Origin of the sequence: Streptomyces sp. NBC_00996, from assembly GCF_045162675.1 — a bacterium.
GTDB lineage: Bacteria > Actinomycetota > Actinomycetes > Streptomycetales > Streptomycetaceae > Streptomyces.
Genome location: NZ_CP108723.1, coordinates 6,000,553 through 6,016,537 on the forward strand (window position 1 = coordinate 6,000,553; position 15,985 = coordinate 6,016,537).

At 65.8% G+C, this 15,985-nt stretch carries 13 protein-coding genes; 7 read left to right on the top strand and 6 right to left on the bottom strand.

Annotated features, from left to right (window positions below; all coding sequences use genetic code 11):
* Positions 1-27 precede the first annotated feature (27 nt).
* The 5 genes from argS (at position 28) to leuS (ending at position 7,167) form a co-directional block, all read left to right on the top strand.
* On the top strand, positions 28-1,752 hold the full coding sequence (argS, locus tag OG390_RS28210; protein WP_406172167.1) for an arginine--tRNA ligase: 1,725 nt from the start codon (positions 28-30) through the stop codon (positions 1,750-1,752).
* Positions 1,753-1,813: 61 nt separating this feature from the next.
* A complete protein-coding gene (locus OG390_RS28215; RefSeq protein WP_406172169.1) occupies positions 1,814-2,635 on the top strand; it encodes a serine/threonine protein kinase in 822 nt (273 codons plus the stop codon).
* Between the two features lie 271 nt (positions 2,636-2,906).
* Positions 2,907-3,611: a nucleotidyltransferase domain-containing protein gene (locus OG390_RS28220; protein ID WP_406172171.1), complete on the top strand. Its 705-nt coding sequence runs from the start codon at positions 2,907-2,909 to the stop codon at positions 3,609-3,611.
* A gap of 67 nt (positions 3,612-3,678) precedes the next feature.
* Entirely contained in the window at positions 3,679-4,155 is a 477-nt protein-coding gene (locus tag OG390_RS28225) for an NUDIX domain-containing protein (protein WP_406172173.1), read from the top strand.
* Positions 4,156-4,701: 546 nt separating this feature from the next.
* Positions 4,702-7,167 carry a leucine--tRNA ligase gene (leuS, locus tag OG390_RS28230; RefSeq protein ID WP_406172175.1) on the top strand — a complete coding sequence of 822 codons (2,466 nt, stop codon included), beginning with the start codon at positions 4,702-4,704 and terminating at the stop codon, positions 7,165-7,167.
* Between the two features lie 98 nt (positions 7,168-7,265).
* Here leuS and gltX read toward each other — a convergent pair whose 3' ends face one another.
* The 3 genes from gltX to OG390_RS28245 all read right to left on the bottom strand — a co-directional run bounded on the left by gltX (position 7,266) and on the right by OG390_RS28245 (position 10,339).
* Positions 7,266-8,639, bottom strand: a complete 1,374-nt coding sequence (gene gltX / locus OG390_RS28235) for a glutamate--tRNA ligase (RefSeq protein ID WP_406177883.1) — start codon at positions 8,637-8,639, stop codon at positions 7,266-7,268.
* Between the two features lie 124 nt (positions 8,640-8,763).
* Positions 8,764-9,750: a phosphotransferase family protein gene (locus OG390_RS28240; RefSeq protein WP_406172177.1), complete on the bottom strand. Its 987-nt coding sequence runs from the start codon at positions 9,748-9,750 to the stop codon at positions 8,764-8,766.
* Between the two features lie 4 nt (positions 9,751-9,754).
* Complete coding sequence (locus tag OG390_RS28245; protein ID WP_406172179.1) at positions 9,755-10,339, bottom strand: hypothetical protein; 585 nt, start codon at positions 10,337-10,339, stop codon at positions 9,755-9,757.
* A gap of 181 nt (positions 10,340-10,520) precedes the next feature.
* On the opposite strand from OG390_RS28245, the gene OG390_RS28250 reads away from it, so the two are divergent.
* Positions 10,521-11,309 (top strand): phytanoyl-CoA dioxygenase family protein, encoded by a 789-nt coding sequence (locus tag OG390_RS28250; protein WP_406172180.1) that lies wholly within the window; start codon positions 10,521-10,523, stop codon positions 11,307-11,309.
* Between the two features lie 104 nt (positions 11,310-11,413).
* Here the strand turns inward: OG390_RS28250 and OG390_RS28255 are convergent, their stop codons facing one another.
* From OG390_RS28255 to OG390_RS28265, 3 genes are all read right to left on the bottom strand, one after another.
* A complete protein-coding gene (locus OG390_RS28255; RefSeq protein ID WP_406172182.1) occupies positions 11,414-11,716 on the bottom strand; it encodes a helix-turn-helix domain-containing protein in 303 nt (100 codons plus the stop codon).
* A gap of 418 nt (positions 11,717-12,134) precedes the next feature.
* Positions 12,135-12,689 carry a flavoprotein gene (locus OG390_RS28260; RefSeq protein WP_406177885.1) on the bottom strand — a complete coding sequence of 185 codons (555 nt, stop codon included), beginning with the start codon at positions 12,687-12,689 and terminating at the stop codon, positions 12,135-12,137.
* A gap of 5 nt (positions 12,690-12,694) precedes the next feature.
* A complete protein-coding gene (locus OG390_RS28265) occupies positions 12,695-13,927 on the bottom strand; it encodes a helix-turn-helix domain-containing protein (RefSeq protein ID WP_406172184.1) in 1,233 nt (410 codons plus the stop codon).
* Between the two features lie 706 nt (positions 13,928-14,633).
* Here OG390_RS28265 and serS point away from each other — a divergent pair.
* Complete coding sequence (serS, locus tag OG390_RS28270; protein WP_406172186.1) at positions 14,634-15,914, top strand: serine--tRNA ligase; 1,281 nt, start codon at positions 14,634-14,636, stop codon at positions 15,912-15,914.
* Positions 15,915-15,985 lie beyond the last annotated feature (71 nt).

Sequence of the window (15,985 nt, forward strand, 5' to 3'; positions counted from 1 at the left end):
GCCATTCAGGCCGAATAGCGTCTCCGGATGGCGAATCTGGAAGAGTTGCTGCATCAGAGGCTGGCTCCGGCGTTCGAATCGGTGGCGGGCACCCCCGTCGATCCGACCATCCGCCGATCCCAACGAGCACACTTCCAGTCCGACGCTGCCCTCCCTCTCGTCCGCAAGCTCGGTGGCAACCCCCAAGACATCGCCGCCCAGGTGGTGAAGGTTGCTCAACTCGACGACCTATGCTCATCGGTCGAGGTCTCCGGCCCCGGCTTCATCAACCTGACGATCGCGAACGCCACCCTGGGCCGACTGCTGGCCGAGATCTGTAGCGACGAGCGGCTCGGGGTTCCTCAGACCGGGGCGCCGCAGAGGATCACGGTCGACTACTCCGCGCCGAATGCCGCCAAGGAGATGCACGTCGGGCACCTTCGGTCGACGATCATAGGCGATGCGGCGGTGCGCCTGCTGGAGTGGCAGGGCCACACCGTCATCCGGCAGAACCACATCGGCGAGTGGGGCACGCCCTTCGGCATGCTCGTCGAGCACCTTCTGGACATCGGCGAATCCGAGGCTGCCCACGAACTGTCCGTCGGCGATCTCAACGGCTTCTACCAGGCAGCCCGGCGCAAGTTCGATGCCGACGAGCAGTTCAAGGATCGCGCCCGCAAGCGGGTGGTGCTGCTCCAGAGGGGCGATGAGACGACCCTGCGCCTCTGGCACACCTTGGTCGACGAGTCGAAGAAGTACTTCATGACCGTCTACGGGCTCCTGGGCGTACGGCTCACCGAGGCGGACTTCGTCGGCGAGAGCGCCTACAACGATCACCTGCAGCAGGTCGTAGACGAACTCGACGAACGTGCTCTTCTGCACGAGAGCGAGGGTGCGCTGTGCGTCTTCCCTGAGGGCTACACAAACCGTCACGGGGATCCGCTTCCGATCATTGTCCGCAAGGGCGACGGCGGTTTCGGCTACGGGGCCACCGACCTGGCCACGATCCGGCATCGCCTGCACAACCTGCACGCGACCCGGCTGCTGTATGTGGTGGGGCTTCCTCAGAGCCAGCATCTCGACATGATCTACGCCGTAGCGCGGGATGCTGGCTGGCTCGTGCCGCCCGCGCGGGCTGAGCACATCGGGCACGGGTCGATCCTCGGCGACGACGGCAAGATGCTGCGCACTCGGGCCGGCGCGTCAGTGAAACTGGTCGATCTGCTCGAGGAGGCGGTGAGCAGGGCGGCCGCGGTCATCGCCTCCAAGAACCCGCAGCTTGATGACGAAGCGCGTGCCGCTGTCGCCAGGGCCGTGGGCATCGGGGCGGTTAAGTACGCCGACCTATCGACCGACCGGCTCAAGGACTACGTCTTCGACTACGACCGGATGCTGTCGTTCGAAGGCAACACCGCGCCGTACCTCCAGTACGCGCGGGCCCGCATCTGCTCCATCTTCCGGCGTTCCGGAGCTGAGCCGCCGCAGGACATCGAAGCCTTGGCGATTACCGAGCCCGCGGAGCGGGAGCTCGCGCTGGAACTGCTCGCCTTCGGAAGCCTGGTGGCCTCGGTCGCCGAAACGCTCGAGTTCCACAAGCTCGCCACCTACCTCTACTCCCTGGCCAGCACGTTTACCTCCTTCTACGAGAAGTGCCCGGTGCTTCGTTCCGAGGGCGAGACCCGACAGAGCCGCCTGGTCCTGTGTGACCTGACCGCACGGACACTCGAACTTGGCCTGCGCCTGCTCGGTATCGAGTCTCCCGACCAGATGTGATCGCACACGGAACGGTCGATGCCAGCACGGCTGCGCATACGTGCTGGCAGGATCGTGCGTCATGCCGACGCATCCGCTGCTGGACGTTGCCTCTGTCGAACGGCTGGAGCCGTACCTGGAAGGCGTAGGTCACATCTTCCGGGCATTCCGGGAGCAAGACTCCGGCTGCGTGTCGTACGGCGTCGCAGTCGGAGGCGAGCGATGGTTCGTAAAGAGTGCAGCCACTCCGACGGGAGCAACTTCGTTGGGGCGTGCTCTGGGTGTGCACGGTGCGGTGCAGCATCCGGCGATCGTGCCCCTACGCCACCATTTCAAGATCCAGGGCGGCCTGGCGCTGATCTATCCGTGGGTCGACGGAGAGGTCTTGTACCACCCCACCGTCTCCCGCCATGGTGGCCGGTCGGACCCGACGAGTCCGATGGCTCTATTCCGGAATCTCCCTGTCGCGGACATTCTGCGGTCCCTGAACGCGATCCTCGACGCACATCTGGCCGTGGAACAGGCGGGGTTCGTCGCGGTCGACCTGTACGACGGATGCCTCCTCTACGACTTCGAGGCGCAGCGCATGGCCCTGTGCGATTTGGACGAGTACAGGCCGGGGCCGTTCATCCTGGAAGCCGATCGGCTGCCAGGCTCGCGCCGTTTCATGGCGCCGGAGGAGTTCTCCAAAGGCTCGACCATCGATATCCGAACGACCGTGTTCGTGCTCGGCCGGGTCCTGCGTCTGCTGCTGGATGCAGGCGATGACGAGCGGAAGTGGCGCGGTTCGTCGTCACAGCTGAAGGTCATCGAGCGTGCGACTGCCAGCGATCCTGCTGACCGGTTCGCCTCGGTTGAAGCTCTGGTACAGGCATGGCGTGGCGCATGCAGTGGGCGCTGTTGATCTCAATACTGTCGTGGTGAGACGGAACTGCACCTTGTCTGCCGCGCCTGCGCGAGAGATCTCGAACGCGATCAACGGTCACAGGAGGCAACGGACAACAGCTCGCCCGCACAGGGTGCAGTCGACTGTGGGGGTAGGCCAGCAGCCATCCACAGCCTGTGGAAAGTTTTGGCGGCCGACCCGTGCGCACATCGGGCATGGCGCACGACGCTCACCCGAGCAATTGAACAAACCACATGCGTGACGCGTCCTGGATACCGATAGTGGCTGCATGGATCCCGTTGTCGTTGCCCGCGCCGTTGTAGAGGAACGTCATCCTGTTGCTCGTGCGGCGTTTCTGGGGGGCAACGTACTGACGGAGCGCCGCACGGCCTTGTCCGACTTGGACATCGTGGTGCTGTTGCATGGCCTGCCGGCTCCGTACAGAGAGAGCCTTCAGTACGGTGACTGGCCCGTGGAGCTCTTCGTGCACACCGAAGAGTCTTGGCACGCATTCGTGGACCGGGAAATTCGCAAGCGCCGGTCCCCGCTGCTGTGGATGTGTGCGGACGGCGAGTTGCTCTTCGACGTGGATGGGCTCGGTGAGCGTCTGGCTGCCGAAGCCAGGAAGCTGGCCCTCGCGGGTCCACCTGCGACGACAGCGGAGGAGATCGAGGACTTCCGCTATTCGATCACGGATCTCCTGGACGATCTCGCCGGGTGTACCGATGAGGGTGAGCGGCTGTTCATCGCCTCAGAGCTGGCGAGACGGACGGGCGAACTGGCGCTGGCGCTCGGCGGGGCATGGGGTGGCGGCGGGAAGTGGCTGGCACGTCGCCTCGAGGACGCAGCACCTGGCCTCAATGTGCGCCTGCACCATGCTGTTCGTGGGGCGTTGAATGGGCAGGCCGAAGCCCTTGTTGGCGTCGTTGACGAGGTCCTGGTGCGGGCTGGCGGGCGACTGTGGGTCGGGTATCGGCGCAGTGGGACTCCGTGACGGGTGGGACGGGCTGCGATGACGCTGATCGACACCGTAAGCGGTTCCTCGGCTCTACCGTGGGGCGGTGGCTGAAGCTCTGGAGGGTCGCGCTCCGTTCCAGGTGTTGGTGCTGCCGTACCGGCAGATTGAGGGAGGGCTGCTCTACGCCTTGTTCCGTCGCTTGGACGGCGCTTACTGGCAGGGGGTTGCTGGTGGTGGTGAGGCGGGAGAGACACCGCTACAGGCCGCCAGGCGAGAGGTAGCCGAGGAGGCCGGACTGGCCGGCGCCTTCGAGTTCATCGAACTGGATGCGCAGGCGACGATTCCAGTGGTGAGTGTCACTGGTGAGTTCACGTGGGGGCCGGATGCGCTGGTGATCCCCGAGTACACCTTCGGGGTGCAAGTCGACGACCCAGAGTTCACTCTCTCCAGCGAGCACACCGAGTACGGGTGGTTCGCCATCGACGCGGCGATGGCGACCGTGCAGTGGGGCTCCAACCGGACGGCCCTGTGGGAGCTTGATCACCGCGTCCGGCGCGACAGGCCGGTTAAGCACTCGTGAGCGGAGAGAGGTAGGTGCGCGCTTGGTGCTCGTAACGGATCAATCGCGCGCCAATCTCGTTGTGGCCGAACTCTGGACCCTCTACTGTGCCTCGTTAACACGCAGATGGAGACGAATAGCGCCGGGAGCGGTCAATGCAGGTGGGTGATTCCTTCGTTTTCCACGGTTGGCTGCGCCACCGCTGGCTGGTGAAGGCTGCCGTCTCTGCCCTTGCCCTCTGTGAGCTTCTCCATCTAGACGCCTGCCGCCTCAAGTTGGCGGTGCTCACCGCGTGCGGCACGTTGCCCCTCAACTCTCAGGTCTTGCCCCGACTAGCGGCCTGACCAGGAGTTCGGGAGACGCTCGGCATTCATTGCCCCAGCGTCCATTGGTCCCGTTGCTCTCTGCGGCGCGGCCAGGCGGCAGCACCGGCAAGATTCGGCACGGCCTGCTGATCCTTCTGGCCCCGTTCGCGACCAGTTCAGTCACCTGCCCCTGCCTGCCGTCCGGTCCTCGTGCCCTTCTGACGAAGCCCGGTTCGCAGGCACTTCTCGAACGAGGGAATCTATGCCTGACCCCATTCCAGCACAGCAGTTTGATCCACATGCCATCGAAGCTCGCTGGCAGCAACTTTGGCGGGAGAAACGGACGTGGGAGGTTACAAACACGTCCGCGCCGCACAAGAACGCGTACGTGCTGGAGATGCTGCCGTACACGAGCGGGGAGCCGCATGTAGGTCACCTCAAGAACTACGCGGTGGGTGATGCGGTGGCGCACTTCCTGCGGCGGCAGGGCCACTATGTGCTGCACCCGATGGGGTTCGACGCCTTCGGCCTGCCCGCGGAGAATCATGCGATCCGGACGGGGAAGCATCCTCGGGTCTCGACGGATGAGTCGATCGCGTCGTTCCGTGAGCAGTTCAAGCGGTGGGGCATCTCGATCGACTGGTCGCGGGAGGTCAGCACCCATCAGCCAGGCTACTACCGGTGGACGCAATGGATCTTCCTGCAGCTGCTCAAGGCCGACTTGGCGTACCGCAAGCGGTCCGCGGTGAACTGGTGTCCGTCGGATGCGACGGTACTCGCCAACGAGCAGGTGGTGGATGGGCGCTGCGAGCGGTGCGGCAGTCTGGTGGAGCTCAAGCAGCTCGAGCAGTGGTTCTTCCGCATCACCGAGTACGCCGAGCGCCTGCTGAACGACCTCGACAGCCTCGACTGGCCCGAGCATGTGAAGACCATGCAGCGTGCTTGGATCGGACGCTCCGACGGGGCCAGCGTGTCCTTCCGGTGTGCCGAAGTCGACTACGAAGTCCGGGTGTTCACCACTCGGCCCGACACCCTGTACGGCGCCACGTTCCTCGCGCTGTCGCCGGAGCACCCTGACCTGGAGTCCCTCACCTCAGGCACCCCGCAGGAGGCCGCGGTCCGCGAGTACGCCCATGCGACCCGACGCGCCGGGCACAGCGACCGCGGGAACGATGAGCGGCCCAAGACCGGCGTCATCACCGGCCGGCACGCCGTCCACCCCCTGACCGGGGACAAGATTCCGATCGTGGTGGCCGACTACGTACTCATGGAGTACGGCACCGGCGCCATCATGGGCGTGCCGGCACACGATGCCCGAGACTTCGGCTTCGCCCGAGTGCTCGGACTGTCCATCCAGCCGGTCATCGCCCTCCCTAACGGCACGATTCCCGAACTGCCCTATGCCGGGCAGGGAGTGGCCATCAACTCCGCCGGGGTCGACGGAGCACCCAGCGGTGATGCCGCGGCGCGCATCACCGCGCAGCTCGCCGACGCCGGGCAGGGCGAGGGGGTGGTCAGCGTCCGGCTCCGTGACTGGCTGCTGTCACGGCAACGCTATTGGGGCTGTCCTATCCCCATCGTGTACTGCGACGACTGCGGGCCGGTACCGGTGCCAGAGGACCAACTGCCCGTGCCGCTGCCCGACGTGGAGGACTACGCCCCAAAGGGCAAGTCCCCGCTCGCAACAGCCGATGAGTGGGTACGCACCTCGTGTCCCGAGTGCGGAGCCGATGCCCGGCGCGAGACGGACACGATGGATACATTCGTCGACTCGTCCTGGTACTACCTGCGCTACTGCGACCCGGACAACAGCACCGCCCCGTTCAGCCAGGAAGCGATGCGCGCCTGGATGCCCGTCGACCAGTACATCGGCGGCGTCGAGCACGCCATCCTGCACCTGCTGTATTCCCGATTCCTGTGCAAGGCACTGGCCGACCTCGGCCACCTGCCCGTTCAGGAACCGTTCGGGAAGCTCTTCACGCAGGGAATGATCACTAGAGACGGCGCGAAGATGTCCAAGTCGAAGGGCAACGTCGTCTCGCCCCGGGCCATCGTCGAGAAGTACGGCGCAGACACAGCCCGCTGCTACGTGCTGTTCATGGGACCACCGGAGCAGGGCGCCGACTGGTCCGACGAGGGCCTCGAAGGGGTGTCCAGATTCTTCAAGAGGGTCTGGCGCTACACCGAGGAGATCAATAGCGGCGACAACACCCTCATCGGCAAGGTGTCGGATCCCGGGCGTGATCTTGCGCTGCGGCGGAGGACAGCCTGGGCCATCAGCAAGGTCACCGAGGACATGTCGGGGCGGTTCGCGTTCAACACCGCCATCGCCGCGCTCATGGCACTGTCCAACGACTGCAGCAAAGCCCTGCAGGACGGCGTCTCAAGGGACGTGGCTATCGAAGCAGTGAGCACGCTTGCCTCACTTCTCCTGCCCTTCGCTCCCCACGTGGCCAGCGAGGTGTACCACCGGCTCACCGGCAAGCATGTATGGGAAGAGCCATGGCCCGTCGCCGAGGAGGGACTGCTGCACGAAGAGGCGGTCGAGATGATCGTTCAGGTCAATGCGAAGTTCCGTGGCCGCATCAGTGTGCCTGCGGATGCTTCCGACGACGACGTCCGACGTGCAGTCCTGGAAGTCTCCGCAGTGCAGCGGGAAGCCGAGGGGCACAACGTGAAGCGCATCATTGTGGTCCCGGGCCGGCTGGCGAACGTGCTGATCGAGTAGAGCCCCGCCTGTACCTCCGTGCCGCCTTCAGGTAGCGCGGAGGTACGGCGACAACCACCGGAACCAGCCAAGGGGCGCGAGGGTCTTCGCGGGTCAGGTCACTCGCTGCCCTCGGCGAGCTCCACAATCGCTGCGTCGATGCGGGCCAGTGTGCGTTCACGGCCGAGGACCTCGACCGACTCGAACAGGGGCAGACCCACGGTTCGTCCCGTGACGGCGACCCGGACCGGGGCCTGCGCCTTGCCGAGCTTGAGCCCGTGCTCGGCAGCGGTCTTCTCCAGCGCGGTTTTCAGCGCGTCGGCTGTCCACTCCGCATCGGCCCAACGGTTGCGAGCTGAGCGCAGGATTGCGTCCGTACCCGGCTTCATGGCTTTCGCCCAGGACGTCTCGTCGTGCGGCGCTTGGGCGAGGAACAGCCAGTCCACGTATTTGGTGATCTCGCCCAGCACTGTCAGCCGGGTATGCGCAAGGCCTGCCACCGATCGGAATGCCGCCTCGTCGAAGGCACCCTCGCCCCAAGAGGCGTGCGGTACCTCAAGCCACGGCCTGCATGCGGTGACGAAGTCTTCCTCACTGAGGTTGCGCAGGTACTCGCCGTTGAATGCTGCGAGCTTCTTCACGTCGAAGAATGCGGAGGACTTGGTGACGTCCTCCAGCTGGAAGCGGGCTTCGAGTTCCTCGTAGGGGCGGATCTCGATGTTGTCGCCTGGCCCCCAGCCGAGGAGCATCAGGTAGTTCACCATCGCCTCGGGCAGGTAGCCCTCGGCAAGGTAGTCCTCCAGGGCGACCTTGTCGCGGCGTTTGGACAGCTTCTGCCGCTTCTCGTTCACGATCACTGGCAGATGCCCCCACACCGGAGGTTCGGCGTCCAGGGCCTGCCACAGCATCTGCTGCTTGGGCGCGTTCGACAGGTGCTCCTCGCCTCGGATGACGTGGGTGATGCGCTCTCGGATGTCGTCTACCGCGTTGGCGAGGATGAACACCGGGGTGCCGTTGCCGCGGGCGATGACGAAGTCTTCGATGGCGGGGTTCGGGAACTCGGTGCGGCCGCGCACGACATCGTCGATGACGGTGTCGCCGTCGTCCGGGGTCTTGAACCGCAGCGCCCGGCCTGGTTCGTAGCGGAGGCCTCGGTTGCGGCAGAAGCCGTCGTAGCCGAGGTGCTGTGATCCGGTGCGCGCGGTGAGCTGTTCCCGGGTGCAGTCGCAGTAGTACGCGCGGCCCGCGTCGAACAGATCGAGGGCCGCCTGGCGATGGGCATCGGCGTTGTGGGACTGGAAGTTGGGGCCTTCGAAGACTGGGTCTTTGTCGCTGATGCCGAGTGCGGCGAGTGCTCTGAGGATGCCGTCCGCCCATTCGGGGCGGTTGCGTTCGCTGTCGGTGTCCTCGATCCGCAGGACGAACCGGCCCTGCTGCTGTCGTGCCAGTGCCCAGTTGTAGAGGGCGGAGCGGGCTCCGCCGACATGGAACATGCCCGTCGGGGACGGGGCGAATCGGACACGTGGCGTCTTCGACATGACCGGAGGGTAGTGGGGTGTATCGCCAGTGTGCCTGCTATTTATGGGCTGCGGATTCCCTTCGGGCGGGTGGTCTTGGTCAGTGTGTCCAGCCGCGTCGGTCGGCGAGCCAGCGCAGCGTGACTTCTCCGCACCAGGTCTGGTGCTGGCGGATGTATGGGGACCAATCGGCTGGTGGCTGAGCGCCGGAAACGAGAAAGAACCCGGAGAGGGCAGCCAGGGCCGCGTCGAGCTGTTCTCCGTCGACTCCACGGCCGGTGGGGTGGTCCTCGAAGAGGGTGGTGGCGTCGTGTCCGTCGGCGTGTGCTGTGGCCAGGAGCAGCACAAGGTCGAACCAGCTCGCTGCGAGGCAAGGCCAGTTCCAGTCGCAGATCCAGGCAGCGCCTCCCGTGTCGATCAGGACGTTGTCCTGACGCAGGTCATGGTGGAGGACAGCATCGCCGGCCACGGCTTGTCGCCAGTGGGATTCCAGTTCGGCCAGGGCGTCGAGCCTGTCGGTGGGCACCCATTCCGGCAGGATGCTCGGGCTGGTGGCGCCGCCGGTGAGGTCACGCCAGTCCGCGAAATCACTGCCGTCACCGATCGGCTTGAGCCCGACCTTTTGGAGTGCCGCCGAGGGCATGGAGAGCGCCTCGGCCTTGATCGTGCAGGCGTCGAGGGTCGAGGCAAGCTCGTCAGGCTTCCAGGGCGCGGCAGGCATGCGTCCTCCCTCGATCGCGTCGAAGCCAAGAACGATCCATCCGTCTTCCGTGCCCTCGGTCCACCGCAGGCGGGGTGCCGGAACCTCGATCGGCAGGGCCTGGTTGATCAACGCCTCGCGCTGGTAGCAGTCGGCGATCACCGCGTTCTCGTTGGCGTTGACCGCCTTGACGAACTCGGGCTCCCCAGCTCCACGGAGCACGGCGGCAAAGCCGCTGGTGAACCCGCTTCCGGCACTCGGCCCCGCGTCCACCACACCACCCAGGCGCCGGGAGATGAGCCGACGGATGCCCTGCGGGAGGTCGTCCCAGCGTGGGCGTACGGCCGTGGAGCTGTACTGGAGACGCGGAGTGATGATGTTCGGCATCCCCTCACAGTGGAGGAAGGCCTTGCCCCTTCGCGACGGATTTCTCGTACAGGACTGGGCTGATCCATCCGGTGGTGGCCACTACCTGGCGCGCGATGTCCACGACGGAACGACTGTCGGTCGCTACCCGCGCGATATCCGCAGGTGCTTGCTCATCCAGTAGACGTGCCTTGTAGGCGCTGCTCTCAATCTCCTTCTCGAGCTCCGAGCCGAGCTCCCGGCCCGCCAGCCGTTCGCCGGCAGTGGCGTCGGTGGCGGTGAGTAGGACCCGCACGAGCCGCACGTCCGGCCCCATCACGCGCTTGAACATGCCGACGGCATCGGATAGCACGCTGAGGGGATTCGTGTAGATAAGCCGCCTGTACCCGAGTTCCACATAGTTCTTCCACATGGCGGCAAGGTTTCGCTCGACGATTGCCGAGCGGCGCGGATCGCCCTCCGGAGCTGGATGCACCTGCCCCAGGCAGTCTCCTTCTACGACCACGTGGGCAATGTCCGCGGCGCGCAGCTGTGCGGAGACCTCCCACCCGACCGTTGTCTTGCCGACGCCGGCACGCCCACCGATTAGCAGCACCTCGTTTCGCTTCACGGAGGCAGCCTGTCAGCACCCGGTGGCGCTCCGCCACAGAGTTGCTTCACCTCGGGCCTTGCTGAAGCCCCCACTGTGTGACAGATGACGGGATTCGCCCTGAGGGCCTGAAATTGATTCGACGCAACACAACCAACCCGCTTTCCTTTCAGGGTAGTTACTCCCATCGAGAAGGACGGGCATGTCCAGTAGAGGACTTTCCGTAACGCAGGTGAAGGAGTTCGTTGACAACGGCTTCGTCCGGGTGGACGAAGCATTCCCTGCCGACGTGGCGGCTGAGTGCCGTGCCATTTGCTGGCAGGAGACGGGATGCGACCCGGACGATCCTGCGACGTGGACCGAGCCGGTGATCCGGCTGGGCTCCTGCGCTCAGGAACCGTTCCGTACTGCTGCGAACACTCCCCGACTCCTGCGGGCATTCGACCAGCTCGCGGGGTCGGGCAGATGGATACCGCGCACCAGCATCGGGTCAATCCCGATTCGATTCCCCCACCCCCGCAGCCCCGGTGACGACGGGTGGCACATCGACGGCAGCTACCACCCCGAGGAGCAGAAGAGTGGCCCTCCGTGGGTGAATGTCCGCTCGCGCGGTCGTGCCTTGCTCATGCTGTTCCTCTTCTCCGACACCGCGGAGCACGACGCTCCCACGCGGATCCGCGTGGGCTCGCACCTGGACGTCCCCTCACGCCTGGAGGCCGCCGGGGAGGAAGGGATGAGCACTGGTGAGCTTGCCGCTGCGGGCCTGTTCGAGGCGACCGCAGGCCTACCGCAGGTCCTGGCCACGGGCGAGGCGGGCGACGTCTACCTGTGCCACCCGTTTCTGGTGCACGCCGCCCAGCCTCACCGCGGGATGTCCCCGCGGTTCCTGGCGCAGCCGCCGCTTTACCCGGCTGAGCAGTATCGGCTCGACCGCCCGGATGGACGCTATTCGCCCGTGGAGGTCGCCATCCGGCGCGGTTTGGGCAAGTGAAGCTTCGGAACCGGATAGATCCCGGTTGAGTGCTATGACGCTGTTTTGGCTGCGCGGTTCCGGGCGGTGAGGTGCTGTCTTCGGAGGCGGCGGCGGCTGCGAGGTCAGCGCCGCGAGAGAGCCGTCGGCGCGGAGCCGCGAGGCTGGTGGTTGATGCTGGGCCGCAGCATCGGTCCGGTGAGTTCTGGTGGAGCTTGCAGGCCATCCAGCAGTTGAATGATCTTGTCGATGTTGGTCAGCTTGCGGGCTCCGGACTCGAGCATCGACAGGAAGGCTTGGCTCAAGCCGGTGATTGCAGCGATGTCGTCTTGGCGGATCCCACCGTGCTGTCGGATCAACTGGCACATGCGTCCGAATTCGCGGTTGACCAAGGCTTGTCGGACATCGGGTAACTGCCAGATGTCCATGGGGACGCTGGGCGCGGTCCCTGTCTGGTGCCGGTTGTCGCGGCTGCAACCGGCGCACAGGTCTTCCCCGTTGTACCGACTCAGGCGGCATCGGCAGAGGCTGCAGAGCCGGGTGATGCCAGCAGGTGTGAGAGTGTCTGCGACGATGCGTTCCGTGTCTGACGGCGGTAGGGCGGCCTCGGACGGGCGTCGAGACGAGTAGTCACTGCCGGCCATCCCATCCGTGCGTGCGCGCGGGCAACTCCTGGATGCGTCGCCCCAGGCCTTCGCGCCGGAAAGTGCCGTGTTCAATCCCTGATCGGGCACCGGTTGCCTCCGTTAGTCCGTGATGCCCTCAGGTTGGCGCCGGTCATGACGAAGGACCCGGACAGACTGTCCGGGTCCAATTCCTCTTGTTTTTCGCAGTATTGATGAATAGTCAGGAAATGATCCTGCCAGCCTCATCGAGTACGGCTTCCCACGGGTATCGGCGCCCCGGCATCCCTGCACGCGGCTCGGCGAGCGGCCACACCTCGTCTCCGTGGATCAACCGCACCCCCGAATCGTGAAGGGCTTTGATGTGTCCCTCCCATGCGGGGTGGCGGGTATGCGCGGCGTTCACCCGGGGCCAGACGACTACAGGGAGGTCCTGTGTCCCGATGGCCTCGTTGACCTGTGTCAACGCCTGGTTGTCTGAGATTCCCAGGGCGAGTTTGGCGACGGTGTTGGCGCTCGCCGGGGCGACGACGTAGCAGTCGACTGGCGGATGCGGCCGGGCGTCACCCGGCAGACGCGGTTCGGCCCGTACGGGAAGGCCGGTCAGCCCTTCGAGTTCTGCGGTCTGCCCGCTGGCGCGGAGCCACTGACCCGCGGTCGGTGTGAGCGTGACCGCGACCGTCCAGCCCCGTTCGAGCGCCGGGACCACGAGCCCTGTACGCAGTTCCTCGACCCCGCCGGCGCTCGATCCCACGACGCCCAGCACCTTGCCTCGCATCGAACTCACTGCACCGCCCTGCATCGTTGGGCCATGGCCAGCAGCTCGGACGAGCGGCTGCCGCCCGTGACCGGGGACTGTTTCCTCAGGTCTCGAAGGGTCTCACGTACGCGTGGATTGTTCCGTACGAGCTGCGGCGAGGTGCGTTCGGCCTCCCGCAGCTCGCTGAATGACTCGTCGACGCGACCGCTGAGGCAGAGGGCGCGGGCGTAGTCGATGCGATGGGACACGGCGCGTTCTGCCGGCATGTGGGAGACGTTGATGTCGCCGTGCTCGACGACGTACGGGATGTTCTCCAGGTCAAGCTCGATCGACAGGCGGTGCAGCTCGACGTTCGTGGGACCGAAGCACGTCTGCCAGTGGTTCTCGTCGGAGCCGAGCCGGTCGGCGAGCCGCTGTGCCTTTCCCAGCAGGGAGTTGGCGGTGTGGCGATCCTGGTGACGTGCGGCGGCCACGGCGGCTCGCAGATGAATCATGCCGAGCAGGCTCAAGGCGGCCGGGTCGTCGTCACGGACCTGACCCGAGAGCCAGGCTGCCGCGGTATCTCCCAGTTCGAGGGCATCCGAGTAGCGCCCGTTGGCCAGCAGTGCGTGCGTGCCGGAGCGGGCAGCGGAGACGAGGGACAGAGGGTCCTCGGATTCGTCGGCGGCCCGCATGGCGCGCTCGGCCGCGAGCCACGACAGGTCGGACTCGCCGACCTTGGCGAGAGTGGTCGCCGCCAGGTGATGCGTACGAGCCGAGACGGCGAGGCCGAGTCGGCGCTGATCGCCACTCGGAAGGTCTTCCAGCTCCTGGGCAGTCCTGAGCAGCCCTGGCAGGGCGGCGATGACGTCCCCAAGAACGCCGGCTTGGTAGTCGCCCCAGCTGCGTTCGACGAAGACCTGCGCCTGATCCGGCTGAGGCAACTGCCGCTCCGCCGTACGACCGAACAGCAGCTTGGACAGACGCCGAGGGCTCATCAGCGCATCGCGGACGGCCGGCACGTCGTCCATGTGCTTCTCCCCGTCTTCCAGGAGGACGGGTTGCCCCATCAAGTCGCCGAGGGGCACCCGCAGTACACGGGCGAGTTCGGCCAGTTTGTCGATCCGTGGCGGCTTGCGTACACCTCGCTCGATCTTCGACAGCCAGTCGGTGCTGTGCCCGACGAGCCCGGCGAGCACAGGCTGCGTGTAGCCCCGGCGCTCGCGGTAGAACGCGATCCGCTCGCCGATGCTGAGGTGATCCCCAAGACCACGCATGCGCGCTGCCTCCCCGACGGTTGGTCCGTCATCCACGTTAGCTGCCGAGCAGGCCCTCCAATTCGGGCTGCCGTGCCGTGCTCAACATCCGCTATCGGGCCTAGAACGGGCCGGACACTTTGTCCGGCTACACCAACGGGTCTACGAGGAGCCAGACCGTTGCACGTCCGCCCTCAGGGCAGACGCTCGATTCCCTGAGGGGCTTTGCGTGGCGGCGCCATGAAGTGGAGGCTTGCGAGCCGAGCCCGAAGGAAGGAGACCGCGCCGCCTTCGATTCCTGCGCTCCGTGATCACCGTGGATATCGTCGGCTCGTACACGAGGCCTGGATGACAAGCGGGGGGCTGGTCGGGGCAGTGCCGAGCTGTGCCGTGAGGTGAAATTCGTTGGCTGAGGGGCGGCAGCGCGCCCTAGTCTCAGGCGTAACGCGATGACGGAGATGAGTAGCCCGGGGTTACGCGAGTCGAGAGAGCCGCCGAATGCTGTGAAGGCGGCCTCGCTCCTTGGGGTGAATCCCCTCCTGAGTGCGAGGAGGAACGGCCGCTGGGAGTGGTCCAATGCCTCGCCGGTCGACCCCCGTCACCGGGTCTGAACGAGACCGCCACAGGCTGTGGTGGTGAAGGCGCGGTGGCACCGCGAGTTGCCCCTTCTCGCCCGCGCTCCCAAGGGATCACGCCCATGACGGGCTGATCGAACGGAGCACCAGCCATGCTGGACGTCACTCTCATCCGCAAAGACCCCGAGTACGTACGGAAGGCGCTGGCCAAGCGGGCCGTGCACATCGACACAGACGCCTTCCTCCGCCTGGACCAGGCTCTGCGGCAGGCGCTCAACGACGTGGAGCAGTTGCGCAGAGATCGGAAGGCGATCTCGGGGAAGATCGCTCAGCTACAACGTGCGGGCGAAGCCGTGGAGGATCTGCGTGCAGAGGCCAAGACCATCGCCGAGCGCCTGACCGCCGCCGAACGTGGGCTGGCCGAACTGGAACAGGCCCATCGTGCGTTCCTCGACCCCTTGCCGAACCTCCCCGATGACGATGTGCCCGCCGGCGGTAAGGAGCACAACGAGGTCATCCGACTCGTTGGGCAGCCGCCCCGGTTCGGCTTTCAGCCGGAGGACCACGTCGATCTCGCTGACAAACTTGGGCTCATCGACTACCAGAGGGGGACGAAGCTCGGCGGCAGCGGCTTTTGGATCTATCGCGGCAACGGCGCGCTGCTGGAGTGGGCGCTGCTGAACTACTTCGTCGAGGCCCACGTGCGGGACGGCTACGAGTTTCTGCTGCCGCCGCACATCCTCACCTACGAGGCCGGGTACACCGCGGGGCAGTTCCCGAAGTTCACGGACGAAGTACTCACTCTGGAGCAGGGCGAGAACGGCCCGGCACAGTTCTTGCTTCCGACGGCGGAGACCGCGTTGGTGAACCTGCACCGAGATGAGACCTTGCCGGAGGCCGAGCTGCCCAAGCGGTATTTCGCCTACACGCCGTGCTACCGCAAGGAGGTAGGCGGCTATCGCACGGCCGAGCGGGGAACTCTACGCGGTCACCAGTTCAACAAGGTGGAGCTGTTCCAGTTCACACGCCCCGAGGACTCGCAGGCGGCGCACGAAGAACTCCTCGGCAGGGCCGAACAGTTGGTTAGCGGCCTTGGCCTGCACTACCGCGTTACGCGCCTGGCTGCCGAAGACACGAGCGCCGCTATGGCCAAGACCTTCGACGTCGAGGTGTGGCTGCCGAGCCTCGGCACGTACGTCGAAGTCAGCTCGGTATCGAACGCCCGTGACTACCAAGCCCGGCGAGGCAACATCCGATACCGGCCGCGCCAAGGAAGGTCGGCTTTCGTGCACACCCTGAACGCGTCGGGACTCGCAACCAGCCGACTGCTGCCTGCGATCCTCGAGCAGTATCAACGGCCCGACGGCACCGTGGTCGTTCCTGATGCCCTGAGGAAGTGGGTGCCCGGCGAGGTACTCACGCCGGGGAAGTGAACTGCGTAGCCCTGAACTGCCGCTGTCCCGTCCCGCCGGAAATTCAGGAGCGCAGTCTGTGAAGGCGCGGG

Bases quoted from the DNA above. Each gene is read 5' to 3' on its own strand.
- argS (WP_406172167.1), top strand. From the start codon at position 28: ATGGCGAATCTGGAAGAGTTGCTGCATCAGAGGCTGGCTCCGGCGTTC.
- OG390_RS28215 (WP_406172169.1), top strand. From the start codon at position 1,814: ATGCCGACGCATCCGCTGCTGGACGTTGCCTCTGTCGAACGGCTGGAG.
- OG390_RS28220 (WP_406172171.1), top strand. From the start codon at position 2,907: ATGGATCCCGTTGTCGTTGCCCGCGCCGTTGTAGAGGAACGTCATCCT.
- leuS (WP_406172175.1), top strand. From the start codon at position 4,702: ATGCCTGACCCCATTCCAGCACAGCAGTTTGATCCACATGCCATCGAA.
- gltX (WP_406177883.1), bottom strand. From the start codon at position 8,639: ATGTTCCATGTCGGCGGAGCCCGCTCCGCCCTCTACAACTGGGCACTG.
- OG390_RS28240 (WP_406172177.1), bottom strand. From the start codon at position 9,750: ATGCCGAACATCATCACTCCGCGTCTCCAGTACAGCTCCACGGCCGTA.
- OG390_RS28250 (WP_406172180.1), top strand. From the start codon at position 10,521: ATGTCCAGTAGAGGACTTTCCGTAACGCAGGTGAAGGAGTTCGTTGAC.
- OG390_RS28255 (WP_406172182.1), bottom strand. From the start codon at position 11,716: ATGGACATCTGGCAGTTACCCGATGTCCGACAAGCCTTGGTCAACCGC.
- OG390_RS28260 (WP_406177885.1), bottom strand. From the start codon at position 12,689: ATGCGAGGCAAGGTGCTGGGCGTCGTGGGATCGAGCGCCGGCGGGGTC.
- OG390_RS28265 (WP_406172184.1), bottom strand. From the start codon at position 13,927: ATGCGTGGTCTTGGGGATCACCTCAGCATCGGCGAGCGGATCGCGTTC.
- serS (WP_406172186.1), top strand. From the start codon at position 14,634: ATGCTGGACGTCACTCTCATCCGCAAAGACCCCGAGTACGTACGGAAG.